The organism is Pseudotabrizicola sp. 4114 (genome assembly GCF_031457365.1).
Classification (GTDB): domain Bacteria; phylum Pseudomonadota; class Alphaproteobacteria; order Rhodobacterales; family Rhodobacteraceae; genus Pseudotabrizicola.
The window spans coordinates 184,297-198,074 of record NZ_JAVDWP010000005.1; the positions used below are offsets into that span (position 1 = coordinate 184,297).

13 protein-coding genes are annotated in these 13,778 nt (G+C 64.7%); 4 read left to right on the top strand and 9 right to left on the bottom strand.

Annotation, left to right across the window (positions count from 1 at the left end):
• The first annotated feature begins 28 nt into the window (after positions 1-28).
• From metF to J2X53_RS13635, 4 genes are all read left to right on the top strand, one after another.
• Complete coding sequence (metF, locus tag J2X53_RS13620; protein ID WP_349038036.1) at positions 29-907, top strand: methylenetetrahydrofolate reductase [NAD(P)H]; 879 nt, start codon at positions 29-31, stop codon at positions 905-907.
• A gap of 171 nt (positions 908-1,078) precedes the next feature.
• The gene (gene aroQ / locus J2X53_RS13625) at positions 1,079-1,534 is read left to right on the top strand and encodes a type II 3-dehydroquinate dehydratase (RefSeq protein WP_349038037.1); all 456 of its coding nucleotides are present in this window, start codon (positions 1,079-1,081) and stop codon (positions 1,532-1,534) included.
• Positions 1,535-1,560: 26 nt separating this feature from the next.
• Positions 1,561-2,787 (top strand): AMP-binding protein, encoded by a 1,227-nt coding sequence (locus J2X53_RS13630; protein ID WP_349038038.1) that lies wholly within the window; start codon positions 1,561-1,563, stop codon positions 2,785-2,787.
• Positions 2,778-3,851 carry a thiolase family protein gene (locus tag J2X53_RS13635; protein ID WP_349038039.1) on the top strand — a complete coding sequence of 358 codons (1,074 nt, stop codon included), beginning with the start codon at positions 2,778-2,780 and terminating at the stop codon, positions 3,849-3,851. The genes J2X53_RS13630 and J2X53_RS13635 overlap by 10 nt, the downstream gene beginning before the upstream one ends.
• Positions 3,852-3,856: 5 nt before the next feature.
• Here the strand turns inward: J2X53_RS13635 and J2X53_RS13640 are convergent, their stop codons facing one another.
• The 9 genes from J2X53_RS13640 to J2X53_RS13680 form a co-directional block, all read right to left on the bottom strand.
• Positions 3,857-4,399: a biotin transporter BioY gene (locus tag J2X53_RS13640; RefSeq protein WP_349038040.1), complete on the bottom strand. Its 543-nt coding sequence runs from the start codon at positions 4,397-4,399 to the stop codon at positions 3,857-3,859.
• Between the two features lie 25 nt (positions 4,400-4,424).
• Positions 4,425-5,021 (bottom strand): energy-coupling factor transporter transmembrane component T, encoded by a 597-nt coding sequence (locus tag J2X53_RS13645; RefSeq protein ID WP_349038041.1) that lies wholly within the window; start codon positions 5,019-5,021, stop codon positions 4,425-4,427.
• Positions 4,996-5,739 carry an ABC transporter ATP-binding protein gene (locus J2X53_RS13650; RefSeq protein WP_349038042.1) on the bottom strand — a complete coding sequence of 248 codons (744 nt, stop codon included), beginning with the start codon at positions 5,737-5,739 and terminating at the stop codon, positions 4,996-4,998. The genes J2X53_RS13645 and J2X53_RS13650 overlap by 26 nt, the downstream gene beginning before the upstream one ends.
• Positions 5,740-5,881: 142 nt before the next feature.
• Entirely contained in the window at positions 5,882-6,139 is a 258-nt protein-coding gene (locus tag J2X53_RS13655) for a hypothetical protein (protein WP_349038043.1), read from the bottom strand.
• Positions 6,140-6,280: 141 nt separating this feature from the next.
• Positions 6,281-6,637, bottom strand: a complete 357-nt coding sequence (locus tag J2X53_RS13660; RefSeq protein WP_349038044.1) for an Hpt domain-containing protein — start codon at positions 6,635-6,637, stop codon at positions 6,281-6,283.
• Positions 6,638-6,650: 13 nt separating this feature from the next.
• Positions 6,651-7,613: a response regulator gene (locus tag J2X53_RS13665; RefSeq protein ID WP_349038045.1), complete on the bottom strand. Its 963-nt coding sequence runs from the start codon at positions 7,611-7,613 to the stop codon at positions 6,651-6,653.
• 58 nt (positions 7,614-7,671) lie between these two features.
• A complete protein-coding gene (locus J2X53_RS13670; RefSeq protein WP_349038046.1) occupies positions 7,672-8,136 on the bottom strand; it encodes a response regulator in 465 nt (154 codons plus the stop codon).
• Between the two features lie 162 nt (positions 8,137-8,298).
• A complete protein-coding gene (locus tag J2X53_RS13675; RefSeq protein ID WP_349038047.1) occupies positions 8,299-12,183 on the bottom strand; it encodes a PAS domain S-box protein in 3,885 nt (1,294 codons plus the stop codon).
• Positions 12,184-12,459: 276 nt separating this feature from the next.
• Positions 12,460-13,737, bottom strand: a complete 1,278-nt coding sequence (locus J2X53_RS13680) for a 4-aminobutyrate--2-oxoglutarate transaminase (RefSeq protein ID WP_349038048.1) — start codon at positions 13,735-13,737, stop codon at positions 12,460-12,462.
• Between the last annotated feature and the right edge of the window lie 41 nt (positions 13,738-13,778).

The window sequence follows — 13,778 nt, forward strand, 5'->3', positions numbered from 1 at the left end:
GACAAGGGGGCATCAAAAGGAGAGACCCATGGCCACCCCGCGCATCTCGTTCGAGTTCTTCCCGCCCCAGACGCTCGACGCGTCGTTCCGTCTTTGGGAAACCGTACAGGCGCTGGCCCCGATGCAGCCGGAGTTTGTCTCGGTTACCTATGGCGCGGGCGGCACCACCCGCAGGCTGACGCATGAGGCGGTGACGGCGATCGGCAAGAACTACGGGCTGAACGTGGCGGCGCACCTGACCTGTGTGGATGCCACCCGCGCCGAGACCATGGAAATTGCTGCGGCCTATGCCGAGGCGGGCGTGACCGAGATTGTCGCCCTGCGCGGCGATGCGCCCAAAGGGGCGGAGCGGTTTACCGCGCACCCGGACGGCTTTGCCTCGTCGGTGGAGCTGATCGAGGCGCTGGCCGCGACCGGGAAATTCAAGCTGCGCGTCGGGGCCTATCCGGAGCCGCACCCCGATGCGGCAGACAGCCTTGCCGATGTGCGCTGGCTGAAGCGCAAGATCGACGCGGGTGCGACCAGCGCGATCACCCAGTTTTTCTTTGATGCCGACACGTTTTTCCGCTTCCGCGATCTGTGCGTGAAAGAGGGCATCACCGCGCCGATCATTCCGGGCATCCTGCCGATCACCAGCTGGGCGGGGGCCAAGAAATTCGCGCTGCGCTGTGGCTCGGACGTGCCGGCGCGGCTGGATGAGGCCTTTACCACCGCCGCCCGTGACGGGCGTGAAGAGCTGTATGCGCTGGCCCATTGCACCCAGCTTTGCGACAACCTGCTGCAAGGCGGGGTCGAGGATCTGCATTTCTACACCCTGAACCGCCCGCATCTGACCCGCGAAGTCGTGCGCGCGCTGGGCATCCAGCCCGAACTGGTGCCCGAGCTGGTTCTGGAAAAGGTTGCCTGACCACAGGCTGACGGCGTCTCCCTGAGGCCCTTGCCGAATGCGGCCTGGGCCTCTTTTTTTTGGGTGGCGCGGGCCGCCCTGTTTGCCCATGCTGCAGAGCAGCCTGTGCAAATGCGGGTTTCCTGTCGCACCCGGTCTGGATAGCATGGCGCGAGTTGCAAAGAGGACGCCATGGCCCAGCCTGACCAAACCAAGCCGATCTATATTCTGAACGGTCCCAACCTGAACCTGCTGGGCCTGCGCCAGCCCGAGATTTACGGGCGCGAGACGCTGGAGGATGTGGCGGCGGCCTGTGCTGCGCTGGCGGCGGATCTGGGGCTGGAGCTGCGCTTTCACCAGTCCAACCACGAGGGCGCGCTGATCGACTGGATCCACGAGGCGCGCGGCGCGGGCGCGGGCATCATCATCAACCCCGGTGCGTTCACCCATACCTCGGTCGCCATTCTGGACGCGCTGAACGCTTTTGACGGGCCGGTGCTGGAGGTGCATATCTCGAACGTCCACAAGCGCGAGGCGTTCCGGCATCATTCCTATGTCAGTTTGCGGGCGGAGGGGGTGATCGCGGGGTTCGGGACCGAGGGCTATCTGCTGGCGGTGCGGCGGATGCGGACGCTCGTGCTGTCCTGAGCGCGGTCGTTTGGGGAGAGCGGCGGATGCCTCCGGCGGGAGTATTTGGGAAAGCTGCAAAGCCTTGGTTTGAATGGCATGATCAGGCTCGGCTGATCGGTCCTGACGGGGGTGAGGTGCCGCGTGGGGCGGTGTTTGCGCCGGTGGTACCGGATCATCCGGGCGGGGTCGCGCTGGCGGCGGTTCTGGCGGGGCGGGGGGCCGGGTTCCGGGTTGGCGGAGCGGGCGCGGTTGCGGCGGGGGAGGGGTGTTTCGAGACCTTGACCGGCGGTTCTTTGGGCGGGTCGCGGCGGGTGGTGCGGACCCAAGCCTCGTGGCTGGCGAGTTTTGCGGTGAATGCGCGGCTGTTCGGCATCGGTCCGGGGGTGCGGGTGGCGGTGCCGGGGCGGTTGTCGCAATCGCTGGCGCTGTATGCAGCGCTGGAGGGGCTGGCGCTGGGGGCCGAGGTGCATCTGCTGGACGGGGTTCGGCCCGACCGGATGGCGCAGGCGCTGGCGGACCGGCGGATCGGGGTGATCTATGCGACGCCGGTGCATCTGGCGCAGATGGTGGCGGCGGGGGTGGTCTGGCCCGATCTGCGGCTGGTGCTGGTGGGCGGGGCCAAGCTGGAGGCGGGGTTGCGCGCTGAGGTGCGCGCGGTGGCCCCGGCGGCGGTTGTGCGCGAGTTTTATGGTGCGGCGGAGGCGAGTTTCATCACGCTCTCCGGGCCGGAGGATGGGCCGGAGACGGTGGGGCGGGTGTATCCGGGCGTGGAGCTGCGGATCTGTGATGCCGGGGGGGGGGGCCTGCCCGAGGGGGCGGTGGGTGAGGTCTGGGTGCGCAGTCCTTATGTGTTTCAGGGCTATGCCGGGGCGGATCATGGCTCGGCCCGGTGGCGGGATGGTTGGCTGACGGTGGGCGAGATCGGGGCGATGACGCCTGCCGGGCTGGTGTTGCGCGGGCGGGCGGGGCGGATGGTGACGATTGCCGGGCAGAATGTGTTTCCCGAAGAGATCGAGCGGTTTCTGGCGGGCTTGCCGGGGGTGACGCGGGCGGCGGTGCTGGCGCGGGCGGATGCGCTGCGCGGGCATGTGCTGTGGGCGGTGTTGATGGGGGAGCAGGCGCGGGAGGGGGAGATTCTGGCGGCGGCGCGGGCGGGTCTGGGGCCAATGCTGGCACCGCGCCGGGTGATCTGGCGGCAGGACTGGCCGGTGCTGGCCTCGGGCAAGACCGATTTTGGCGCGTTGCAGCGGGAGGTGGAGGCGTGGCGGTGATCCTGTCGGCCCGGCGCACGGGGATCGTGCCCAAGGGCGGGGCCTTTGCCCGGCTGTCGCTGGAGGCGCTGGCGGTGCCGGTGGTTCTGGCCTGTCTGGCGGATGCCGGGGTGGCGGCGGTGGATGAGCTGATCTGCGCCAATGCCATCGGGCCGGGGGGCAACCCGGCGCGGCGGATCGCGCTGGCGGCGGGGCTGCCGGAGCGGGTGGCGGGGCTGACGATTGACCGGCAATGCGCGGGGGGGCTGGATGCGCTGCTGCTGGCGGCGGCGCTGGTCGATTCGGGGCAGGCCGATCTGGTGCTGGCGGGCGGGGTGGAGAGTTTCTCGCGCCGCCCGCTGCGGCTCGCGACCGACCCGGAGGGCGGCGCGCCGGTGGCCTATGACGAGGCGCCGTTTACGCCCTGGCCCGCGCGCAATCCGAGCATGGCGGATGCGGCGGCGGCTTTGGCGCGGGCCTGTGGCTACGGTCGCGCGGCGCAGGAGGCCTGGGCGGTGGCGAGCCATGCCAAGGCGCTGGCGGTGGCGGATTGGCCCGAGATTGTGCCGGTGGTGGGGGTGTCTCGCGATGACTTTGCGCGTCGCCTGACCCCGGCGCTGCTGGCGCGGGCGCCGGTGGTGGCGGGGTCGGTCACCCGGACGACGGCGGCGGTGGCGGCGGATGGGGCGGCGTTTTGTCTGGTGGCGGCGGATCGCCTTGCCGGGGCGGGCGCGCTGCGCATCTGCGGCGGGCGCACGCTGGGGGCGGACCCGGAGCAGCCGGGGCTGGCCCCGGTTCCGGCGATTGTGGCGGCATTCAGCGCGCTGGGGCTGTCAGCGCAGGACATGACGCAGAGCGAGGTGATGGAGGCCTATGCCGCGCAGGCGATGGCCTGTGTCGCAGGCGCGGGGCTGGACCCGGCGCGGGTGAACCTGCAGGGCGGGGCGCTGGCGCGCGGACATCCGATCGGGGCATCCGGCGCGGTGCTGGCGGTGCGGCTGTTTCACAGCCTTGGCCAAGGCTTTGGCCTTGCGGCCATTGCCTCGGCCGGGGGGATCGGCACGGCGCTGGTGGTGCAGCGGTAACTGCCTCAGGCGCGGGCCAGCAGCGCGCCGGGGCGGGCGCGGGCGATGCCTTGGGTCACCAGACCGGCCAGCACCACCTTGATCAGATCGCCGGGTAGAAAGGCGAGGCCCAGAAATGCCGCCTCGGCCAGCGTTTTGTTCAGCACGATGGCCATGCCGGTGATGCCACAGAGGTACATCACGCCGATGCCACCGATGACCCCGCCCGCCGTTGCGGCCCAGAACGTCGGCAGCGTGGTGCGTTCCATGATCCAGCCCGCGACAAAGGCGGCGAGGGGGAAGCCGACAAGATAGCCGACGGAAGGGCCGACAAACACGCCAAGGCCACCGCGACCGCCCGACAGCAGCGGCAGGCCAAGCGCCACCAGCAGCAGGAACAGCAGCACCGCCAGTGCGCCGCGCCGGGCACCCAGCACGGTGCCGCACAGCATGACCCCGAGGGTTTGTGCGGTGACCGGCACGGCACCGGCCAGATAGAGCGGCGGCACAAGGCCCAGCACGGCAATCAGGGCGGCAAACAGGGCGATATGGGTCAGGCTGCGTTCCATCGGATCCTCCGGAGTTTGCAGGGTCTTACCCCGCGCCGCCGCGCGCGCGCAAGGCCTGGGCGACGCATTCGGCATCATCAAGGGCGGCCAGCGCCACCGGCGCGAAAAGCCGCCAGCCGGGGGCGCGGCCAGAGCGGGCGCGGTAGGCCAGTGACAGCTGCGCCGCGCGTTCGGAGAGTACCGGGATAAACCGGATCACCAGCGCGATTGCCAGCGCCAGTCGCCGGGGTGGCAGGAGCGGCGACAGCGGCCGGGCCAGCCGTTCCAGCACGGTGATCATGTCTGATAGTCGGGTGGTCATGGTGACAAGGTTGGCCGCCGCGACCGCTGCAACCATGCGCAGCAGCACCACGGCCCCGCCGGACAGGTCATCCTGCCACAGATGCCAGAGTGCGATGACGGCAATAAAGGGCCAGAGCGGGCGCAGCATGCGTGCGCCGTGGCGGGCGAATATCGTGCCCCCCGTCAGGTATACTGCGATGACCAGACCCAGTGCGACGCCCAGCCAGAGCGGGGATCTGGTCCAGAACAGGGCAAAGGTGAACAGGGCGAGTGCGGCGAGTTTCACCCCTGCCCGCAGCCGGTGCAGCGGGGTTTCAACCGGCGAGGTCAGCGTCAGCATCAAGGCCCCCCAGTCGCTGCATCTCGGCCTGAAACAGCGGCAGAACCTGCGCGGGCGGGCCATCGGCGGCCACGCTGCCGCCGTCCAGCCAGATCACGCGGTCGCAGCCGGTCAGGCTGGCCGGGTCATGGGTGATGGTGATCAGACGCTGGGGCAGGGCGGCAAAGGCGCGGGCCAGCCGGGTTTGTGTGGGCAGATCCAGCCCGGCCAGTGGTTCATCCAGCAGGATCGTGCGCGGCTGCATCAAGAGCACGGCTTGCAGGCAGAGCCAGTGGCGTTGGCCCTGCGACAGCGTGGCAACCGACACGCCGCGCCAATGGCTGCGGCCATGGCGGACGAGGTGGGCAGTGACCTGCGCCTGCGCGTCGGATTTCGGAGCGCCCATCTGCATGAGGCCAAAGGCCAGTTCCTCATCAACCGTGGGGAACAGGATCTGGTGATCGGGGTTCTGGAACAGGATGCCCAGATGCGACAGCATTTTCTTGCGCGCGCGGGTGGGATCATCCCCTTCGACGCGTACCGTGCCCCGGTCGGGCGCGATCAGCCCGGCCATCAGCCGCATGAGCGTGGATTTGCCCGAGCCATTGCGCCCGATGATGCCGATCCGCTGCTGATGCAGGTGAAGCGACAGGTTGTGCAGAACCGGCCTGCCGGTCAGCGTGACGCTGGCATCGGTCAGAACGATACCATCATCATCGGCTGCGGTGGATCTGGTCATGGGTCGGCGCGCCCCGGCTGTGCTTGCCCCGCTCATACCGGGTGGGCGGCGGGCTGAAAAGGCCGGATGGCTGCCGGGGGCCGGAATGCAAAAGGGCGGGACCGGCAATGCGGTCCCGCCCCATATCTAACCCAAGGTCAGATCAGCAGGCGGCAACGAAACGGTTGCCGTTTGCGTCACGGTAGTAGCACTGGCCACGCTGTTGGGCCGGGCCGATCAGGGTGGATGCAGCCACACCCGCCGCCGCACCGATCAGCGCACCGGTGGTGCGGTCCGACCCGGAGGACAGGCCCGCGCCGAGAGCGGCCCCGCCCAGAGCGCCAAGCGCAGCATTCTGGTTGGAGGTCTGGCAAGCGGCCAGAGACAGCGCGACAGCGGACAGAAGGGCGAATTTTTTCATTGGAAGCCTCTTGGAGTTACCTGGATTCTCTACATATGCAGCATAACGCGGCAAACAGCGAATTGGTTCCAGTCAGGAAAACGTGACCTGGCAAAAAACCGGCGAAAACCGCCGGTACGCCAGCATACACCGGCGCCGCAATCAGGGAGCAGACATCAGGGCCTTGGTCATCTCACCCGAAAGATCATCCAGTGCGGGGAGAAGATAGGTCTTTACGGCCTCGTCGCGGGTGGCGTCAGACAAAGAGCAGATCTGATTGCAGATAAGTTCGATGCGTTGGGATTGTCTGCCCAGACCCCCAAAGCCAAAGCTGGCGGCGGTTCCGGCGATCTTGTGCGCGATCTTGCCGATTTCGCGGGCTGCGGAAAGCGGGTCTTCGCCCGCTTCCAGATTGCCACGCTCGATGTCGATCTCGTTCTGTCGGCTGGCCGTCAGATCGAGAAATTGCGGCAAGAGCGCCAGTGTCCACGGGTCTGCGGCCTCTGGTCCCGCTGTCATGTCTGCGCGCACCTTAGCCCGCCATGTATTGCATCGGATAGCCGGAGTGGCCCCGTACTGACGCGCGCGCGCGCCCCAGCATGGTCTTGACCGCCGAGGTCGAGAACAGGCCCGAGGTGACCGTGGCCCCGATCCGCACTTCCAGCATCGGCAGGCCCAGACTGTCGTAAACCGCGTCATAGACCATCAGTTCTGACGACAGTTCCTGTTCCAGCTCTTGCATGTCGACCGGATGCTGCCGGTTGAGGATGCAGACGAACTCGCCGCTGCCGGCATAGGCCAGCAGAAAGGTCTGGCGCTTCATGCAGGCCGCGATGGCAGAGCCGACATCGGCCATGCAATCGAGAAACTCCATCCGGTTGAGCCGCCGGAACAGCGACGCGCCGCCCACGACCTGAAACGCCAGTGCGGTATGGGCATGCAGCTTGAGCCGGCTGAGGGTCAGCAAGTGGTTTTCCAGCGCCAGATAGTCGATCAGCGAGCCGCATTTCGGCAGGGTCACCGCGTCTTCGAAGGCAAAGCCAAAGCTTTCCACGTCATCCATCGATTCCATGGCAAACTGCAGCGAGCGGGCATTGGCATGCTCTTTGACCAGACGGTCCAGCATGCCGAGCCGGGCCTGCAACTCTATCCGGTTGATCGGCTTGGTCAGATAGTCGGTTGCGCCGACCGCAAAAGCCTGATCGACAAATTCCCGCCCGTTCATGGTCGTGACCATCATGATCGGCGTTTCGCTGTGATGCGGCATCGCGCGGATGTGCTGGCAGGCCTCGATTCCATCCATTCCCGGCATCTGGATATCCAGGAGAATCGCATCAAACTGTTCCTGCGGATCAGACAGATACTTCAGGGCCTCAACAGCAGAAATGGCACAGACTGGCGGTTGATACCCGAGCTGGGTCATCATTTTCGTCAGAACAAAGTGAAATGCCGGATCATCGTCAACGGCTAGGTATCGCATATTGGCTGACATCATCACCACCTTTGGTTGTCTGAATACAACCTAAGCCGGAGTTTGCGGCAGAATTTGGGCGTTAGCCAAAAATTTTGCGCGCCTCTGGCTCAACCCCCCGGCCGAGCAGACGCAGAACGGTGTTGCGGAACACCTCGCTCTGGATCGGCTTTGGGATCACAGCATCTGCCTGATCGCCGGGACGCGGATTCGTCGAGGTACGGTCCGCATCTGCGGTGAACTGGATCATCGGGGTGGAGGTGTTGATCGTGCGGGCCGCCTTGAGGTGACGGATCACCCGGTCGCCCGAGATCAATGGCATGTTGCGGTCAAAGATCATCAGGTCAAAAGGCTGAGATATCGCTGCTTCCAGCGCCACTTTGCCGTCACCGGCGATCACGAGATCGATAAACGGAAAATCCGCCAAAAGATGACGGACGATCTGCTGATTGATTACATCGTCTTCAGCCAGCAAAACAACAGCCGGCGACTGGTCCCCACTTTGGGTCATCGCTGCAAAATCCCCACGACTCTTACTCCAACTCATCCTGCGGCAACTGTGCCGGGATCAATGAACCCCTAACATATTTCATCAGAATGTGGCTGCACAAAGGACGAAAGATGTCGTTTCGCGTGCGGAATTCCCGACATAAGGGAGGTTGCCTTGAAAGTATCAATCTTGGGTTGCATTTGTAACCCCTGAGTTGTGCTAATCTCTTGTCAACAATGTCGAAACTGCGTGCAGCAGCTCTGCCTGACGGAAGGGTTTGGGCACATGCGAATCGAATCCTGCCATGATGTATTCGGACACCTGATGGGACATCGCATTGGCGGTCACCGCGATGGCCGGCACCTGCGACCCGGCGAGGTTGGTTGCACGAATGGCCTGCAGGGCGCCGGTGCCGTCCAGCACCGGCATGGCGATATCAAGGATCAACATGTCAAACGGGGTGCCGCCTTGCGCGCGTTGCCGCCAGACATCGACCGCTTCGGCCCCGTTGTTCGTCAGCACGATCTCGGCGCCGCTGTCCTTGAGCATCTCATTGATGACCATCCGGTTGGTCGCAGAATCATCGGCGATCAGAAGCGAGACACCCGCCAGAGACCGGAACTGCGCCTTGTCGGGCATGCTGGGTTCTGTCGCCGCGGCTTCGGTCGATTCGGCCAGCGGCAGGGTCACCTTGACCCGGGTGCCGACGCCTTGTGTGCTGGTCACGGCAATTGTGCCCCCCATCAGCTCGACCAGATTGCGCACAATCGGCATGCCCAGCCCGGTGCCCCCAAAGCGGCGGGTGGTGCCGCCTTCGGCCTGTTCAAAATTGTCAAAGATCCGCGCGACCTGATCGGAGGACATGCCGATTCCGGTGTCGCTGACCTCGATCGTCAGCGGTTTGCCCTCACGCGCGGACATGGTCAGCGCGATGGAGCCCGATTCGGTGAATTTGATCGCGTTGCTCAGCAAGTTGTTCAGGATCTGCTGAATACGGAACGAATCGCCCAGACGCGGGCGTTCCGCGCCGGAATTGGTGAGCACCTCGAAATCGAGACCTTTTTCTTCGGCGCGCAGGCTGTGCAGGGGCTCGACCTGACGGGCAATTTCGGCAGGTGTAAACGGAATCAATTCGATCACCATCTTGCCGGCCTCGATCTTTGACATATCCAGAACTTCGTTCAGGACATTCAGCAATACCTCGCCCGAGTGCCGGATGGTTCCGATCATTTCCTTTTTGCGTGGGTCGGTGATCAGCCCTTCCAGCAGTTCGGCCATGCCCAGCACACCGTTGAGCGGCGTGCGGATTTCATGGCTCATATTGGCCAGAAAGGTCGACTTTGACTGGCTGGCGGCCTGTGCCTGCAAAAGGGCATGCTCCAGCCGCGACGCTTTGTTCAGGTCTTCGGTGATGTCGACAAATGAGGCGATGACCAGCTTTTCCGCGTCGGACTGGTCGGGTTGATGATGCGGGACAGCGTTGACCGACAGAACGCGGCGCGTCCCGTCTGACCATTCGATGGCTATGCGGACATCGCGCACAATCTCGTTTTCGTCGAGGGCTTTGCGGCAGGGCAGGCAGGCATCAGTGATCGGCCCACCATCCGCAGCCGTGATCCGCCAGATCGGGTCGGTGAACGTCAGCCCCTCAATCGTCGTACGTTCCCGGCCCAGAATACGTTCAGCCTCGGCGTTCGCGTAGGTGATCCGGTCCTGGCTGTCCATGACCACAATGGCCGAGATCGAGGCGTCCATCACTTCGGTCAGAAAGGCCTGATTGCTCATCACCAGATCTTCAAGCGCCTTGCGCTCGGTGATGTCGAGGTGAATGCCGACAACCGCCCTGTGGCTGCCGTCGGGCAGACGCTCGGTGACTGCCGACCGCGACAGAATCCATGCCCAGCTGCCATCTTTGCGCCGCATCCGCAGCTGGTGTTCGCGCACGACTTCGCGGCCATCCGGCAGCGGGGCAAAATCCTCCACCTCGGTCGCGTCCAGCCGCGCCAGATCTTCGGGATGTACCAGAGAGCGGAACATCGCATCCGAAGTTTCGCCCAGGTCTTCGGGGGTGTAGCCCAGCATTTGGGCATAACGCCCGCCGATCCGCAGTTCGCCGGTGTCGACATGCCAGTTCCAGGTGCCGACATCCGCGCTTTCGATGATCTGGGCCAGCGAGTCGCGGGCCTCGGCCAGCGAGTGATGGGCTTCATCCAGGGCCAGCAATTGCCGGTGGCGTTCGGTGGTGTCGATCCGCACCGCAATGCGGCCGCCATCCGGGGTGCGCAGGTCAACCCGCCGGATCCAGCGGTCATTTGCGCGTCGGACTTCGTCAATGTTCGGGTTGCGGTAGCGTTCCCACTGTTCGGCCAGCCACTCTTCTTCGCGTCCGAACGCCTCGGGAAAGGCTTTGTTCTCGATGCCGAACCGCAGCAGCTCTTCCTGCGAGACGCCGGAGACCAGCATATGCGCTGCTTCGGGGTACATCCGTTTGTAGGCGGAGTTGGCAAAGACCAGACGTTCATTCGAATCCCAGATCAGAACGCCGTCGGGCAGGGTTTCGATGGCATTGTACATCTGCGCCCGCATCCTGTCGGCTTCATCTGCCAGCTGCGCCATCTGTGCCTCGGCCAATTTCTGGGCGGTCACATCGGTTTCGATCGAGACATATCCGTTCACATTGCCGTCTCGGTCATGCAGCGGCAGGATGTTGAAATCTATCCAATAGGCATTGTCGTGCCGGTCAAAATTTATGGTGGCGCCATGATAAGGCTGATGGTGGGCGATGGCATGTGACACCTCGGCTTCGTTCTTCGGGTCGCTATGCTTGCCGCGCACCACTTCGGAAAGCTGGCGGCCCAGAACCTCGTCCACGGTCCAGCCGGTGCGGCGTTCCCATGCCTGGTTGGCCCAGGTGATGTTCTGGTCGGTGTCGACCACGACAACCAGATTCGACATGTTCTCGACAACGCGGCCCAGACGCCCCAGATCTTCGGATTTCTGCATGTCTCTGGTCACGTCGCGGACGACAAAGATCACAGTCGGCTGTTCGTCCGGCGTGTTGGCCAGCTTGCGCGCGCCGGTGGTTTCATACCAGCGCATGCCGATCGGCGAGGGCAGCCTGAAACGGGCCTGCGGGCTGCGGCCGGTGCGCAACGCCTCTTCCAGCGCGGCTCGGCTTCGGAGGGCGACATCGGGGGGGAGTACGTCTTCCAGCAGGCGGCCGGGCAGGCTTTTTTGTGCATCCCCCAGCAGATCCATCGGGCCTGCGATGAAATCGGTATAGCGCCCGTCAGCGGTGATTTCGAACACAAGGTCGGGCAATACATCCAGAATCGCCGTCAGCCGTTCAAAAGCCGCGATGGCGCTGTGTTCCTTGTCAGACGGTTCGGGCCGTTCTGAGCTGACGCCCGAGTAGCCCAGAAATGTGCCCGACGCATCGTGACGCGGTGTGCCGCTGCTGCGCAGCCAGCGCTGGCTGCCGTCGGGCAAGGTGACGGCATGGACAAGATTGCGGAACGGCGCGCGCTGCGCCAGCCGCGACTGCACCGCCGTCCAGTCCGTACCGGACCAGTCTGCCTGATGCAGGGGTTGGCCATCGGGGGCACAGCCGGTGCCATCCGGCATTGGTGCGGAAAGCCGGCACAACTGTCCCTGAGCGTCGATGTCCCAGATCCAGATCCCGAACAATGCCGCAAATTCCGTCAGCCGGTCAGAGTTCTGGCGGGCAATCAGCCCTTCGACAAAGAGGCGCAGAATGGCGCGCAGGCCGTCGAGCGCGCTTGCGATGTCTGCCGGCAATTGCTCTGCACCAAGGGTCAGCAGCAAGACCGCCGGTTGACCGCCGACAGTCCCCAGTGCCAGTTTGCGGATGCTGCCCGTTGCCGGATCATCCGACACCTGCCCGGAGGCCAGAGCCGCGCACAGACACGCCTGTTCAGAGTCTGGCCAGGCAACCCGCAGGTGCGCTGTCATGTCAGGGGGGCCGACGACCAGCAGACCCGAAGTTGCACCGCTGCGGCGCACAAGCCAGGACAGGATTTCGCCCACTTTGTCCTGATCAGGAAAGTCTTCGATTTTCTGGAGGAGCTCTGCGGTAAACGACATCAACTTCGGTATACTTCCGGCATGCGGGGTGTCTTGGTGTTCCCTTTGCATCTACAACCCATTTGCGGGAGTTTGCTACAAATTCCGCAACCGCGAGCGCTTATTCGCCCGCAAACGGGACAGGTGTGATCAGAACGCCAGAGCCTTTTGCGGGCGGGGCGGGCCGGATGACCGGTGTTGCGGCTGGCGGATCAGATCTGGGGCGACCGGATGGAGGATAAACCTCCACCCGGTTTCCGATATGTCAGTCCCCGAAGCCCGTTGCGGGGCGCGGGATCAGTTGTTGCGGGCAGCCGCGACCGAGGCTTCCAGAATGTCCAGTCCTTCGGCGAAATGGGCGTCGGGAATGGTGATCGGGGCAAGGAAGCGCACGACATTGCCGTAAACGCCGCAGGTCAGCAGGATCAGCCCGCGTTTCTGCGCTTCGGCCCGGACACGGGCGGTAAAGCCTGCGTCGGGCGCGTTGGTGCCGGGGTTGGCAAATTCCACCGCGACCATGAAGCCGGGGCCGCGGATGTCGATGATCTCGGGCGCGGTGGCGCGGATCGATTCCAGCCGTTGTTTCAGCCGGCTGCCCAGCTCATTGGCGCGGGCGCACAGGTCTTCGTCCTCGATCACATCCAGCACCGCATTGGCGGCGGCGATGCCCAGCGGGTTGCCGGCATAGGTGCCGCCCAGACCGCCCGGGTTGGCTGCATCCATCAGTTCGGCTTTGCCGGTAACGGCTGCCAGCGGCAGACCGCCCGCAAGCCCCTTGGCCATGGTGGTGAGGTCAGCGGCAACGCCATAAGCCTCCATCGCGAACAGATGGCCGGTGCGGGCAAAGCCGGTCTGCACCTCATCGGCGATCATCACGATGCCATGTTTGTCGCACAGGGCACGGATGGCTTTGATCAGCTCGGCCGGGGCGGGGTAGAACCCGCCTTCGCCCTGTACCGGTTCAAAGATGATCGCGGCGACGCGGGCGGGGTCGAGATCGGATTTGAACAGCTTTTCAATGCCCGCCATCGCATCGGTGGTGGAAATGCCATGCGGCTCCATCGGGAAGGGGACGTGAAACACATCCGGCATCATCGCGCCAAAGCCCTTTTTATAGGGTTCGACCTTGCCGGTCAGCGACATGCCCATGAAGGTCCGGCCATGAAAGCCGCCGCCAAAGGCGATCACCGCATTGCGCCCGGTGGCGATGCGGGCGATTTTCACCGCGTTTTCGCAAGCCTCGGCCCCGGTGGTGACAAAGATGGTCTTTTTCTTGAAATCGCCCGGCACCTTGTCGTTCAGACGTTCGGCCAGACGGATGTAATTCTCATACGGCATCACCTGATGGCAGGTGTGGGTAAAGCGGCCCAGCTGTTCGGTCACGGCGGCCATGACGCGGGGGTGGCAATGGCCGGTGTTGACCACGGCAATGCCTGCGGCAAAGTCGATATAGCGGTTGCCCTCAATGTCCCACACTTCGGCGTTCAAAGCGCGGTCGGCGTAAATCTGGGTCATCATCCCGACCCCGCGCGAGATGGCATCATCACGGCGGCGGGCAACTTCGGCGTTCAGCATGGCGTGGGGCTCCCTTTGGCCCGACATGGGCCGTCGCGCAA

Bases quoted from the DNA above. Each gene is read 5' to 3' on its own strand.
- metF (WP_349038036.1), top strand. From the start codon at position 29: ATGGCCACCCCGCGCATCTCGTTCGAGTTCTTCCCGCCCCAGACGCTC.
- aroQ (WP_349038037.1), top strand. From the start codon at position 1,079: ATGGCCCAGCCTGACCAAACCAAGCCGATCTATATTCTGAACGGTCCC.
- J2X53_RS13630 (WP_349038038.1), top strand. From the start codon at position 1,561: ATGCCTCCGGCGGGAGTATTTGGGAAAGCTGCAAAGCCTTGGTTTGAA.
- J2X53_RS13640 (WP_349038040.1), bottom strand. From the start codon at position 4,399: ATGGAACGCAGCCTGACCCATATCGCCCTGTTTGCCGCCCTGATTGCC.
- J2X53_RS13645 (WP_349038041.1), bottom strand. From the start codon at position 5,021: ATGCTGACGCTGACCTCGCCGGTTGAAACCCCGCTGCACCGGCTGCGG.
- J2X53_RS13650 (WP_349038042.1), bottom strand. From the start codon at position 5,739: ATGACCAGATCCACCGCAGCCGATGATGATGGTATCGTTCTGACCGAT.
- J2X53_RS13655 (WP_349038043.1), bottom strand. From the start codon at position 6,139: ATGAAAAAATTCGCCCTTCTGTCCGCTGTCGCGCTGTCTCTGGCCGCT.
- J2X53_RS13660 (WP_349038044.1), bottom strand. From the start codon at position 6,637: ATGACAGCGGGACCAGAGGCCGCAGACCCGTGGACACTGGCGCTCTTG.
- J2X53_RS13665 (WP_349038045.1), bottom strand. From the start codon at position 7,613: ATGATGTCAGCCAATATGCGATACCTAGCCGTTGACGATGATCCGGCA.
- J2X53_RS13670 (WP_349038046.1), bottom strand. From the start codon at position 8,136: ATGAGTTGGAGTAAGAGTCGTGGGGATTTTGCAGCGATGACCCAAAGT.
- J2X53_RS13675 (WP_349038047.1), bottom strand. From the start codon at position 12,183: ATGTCGTTTACCGCAGAGCTCCTCCAGAAAATCGAAGACTTTCCTGAT.
- J2X53_RS13680 (WP_349038048.1), bottom strand. From the start codon at position 13,737: ATGCTGAACGCCGAAGTTGCCCGCCGCCGTGATGATGCCATCTCGCGC.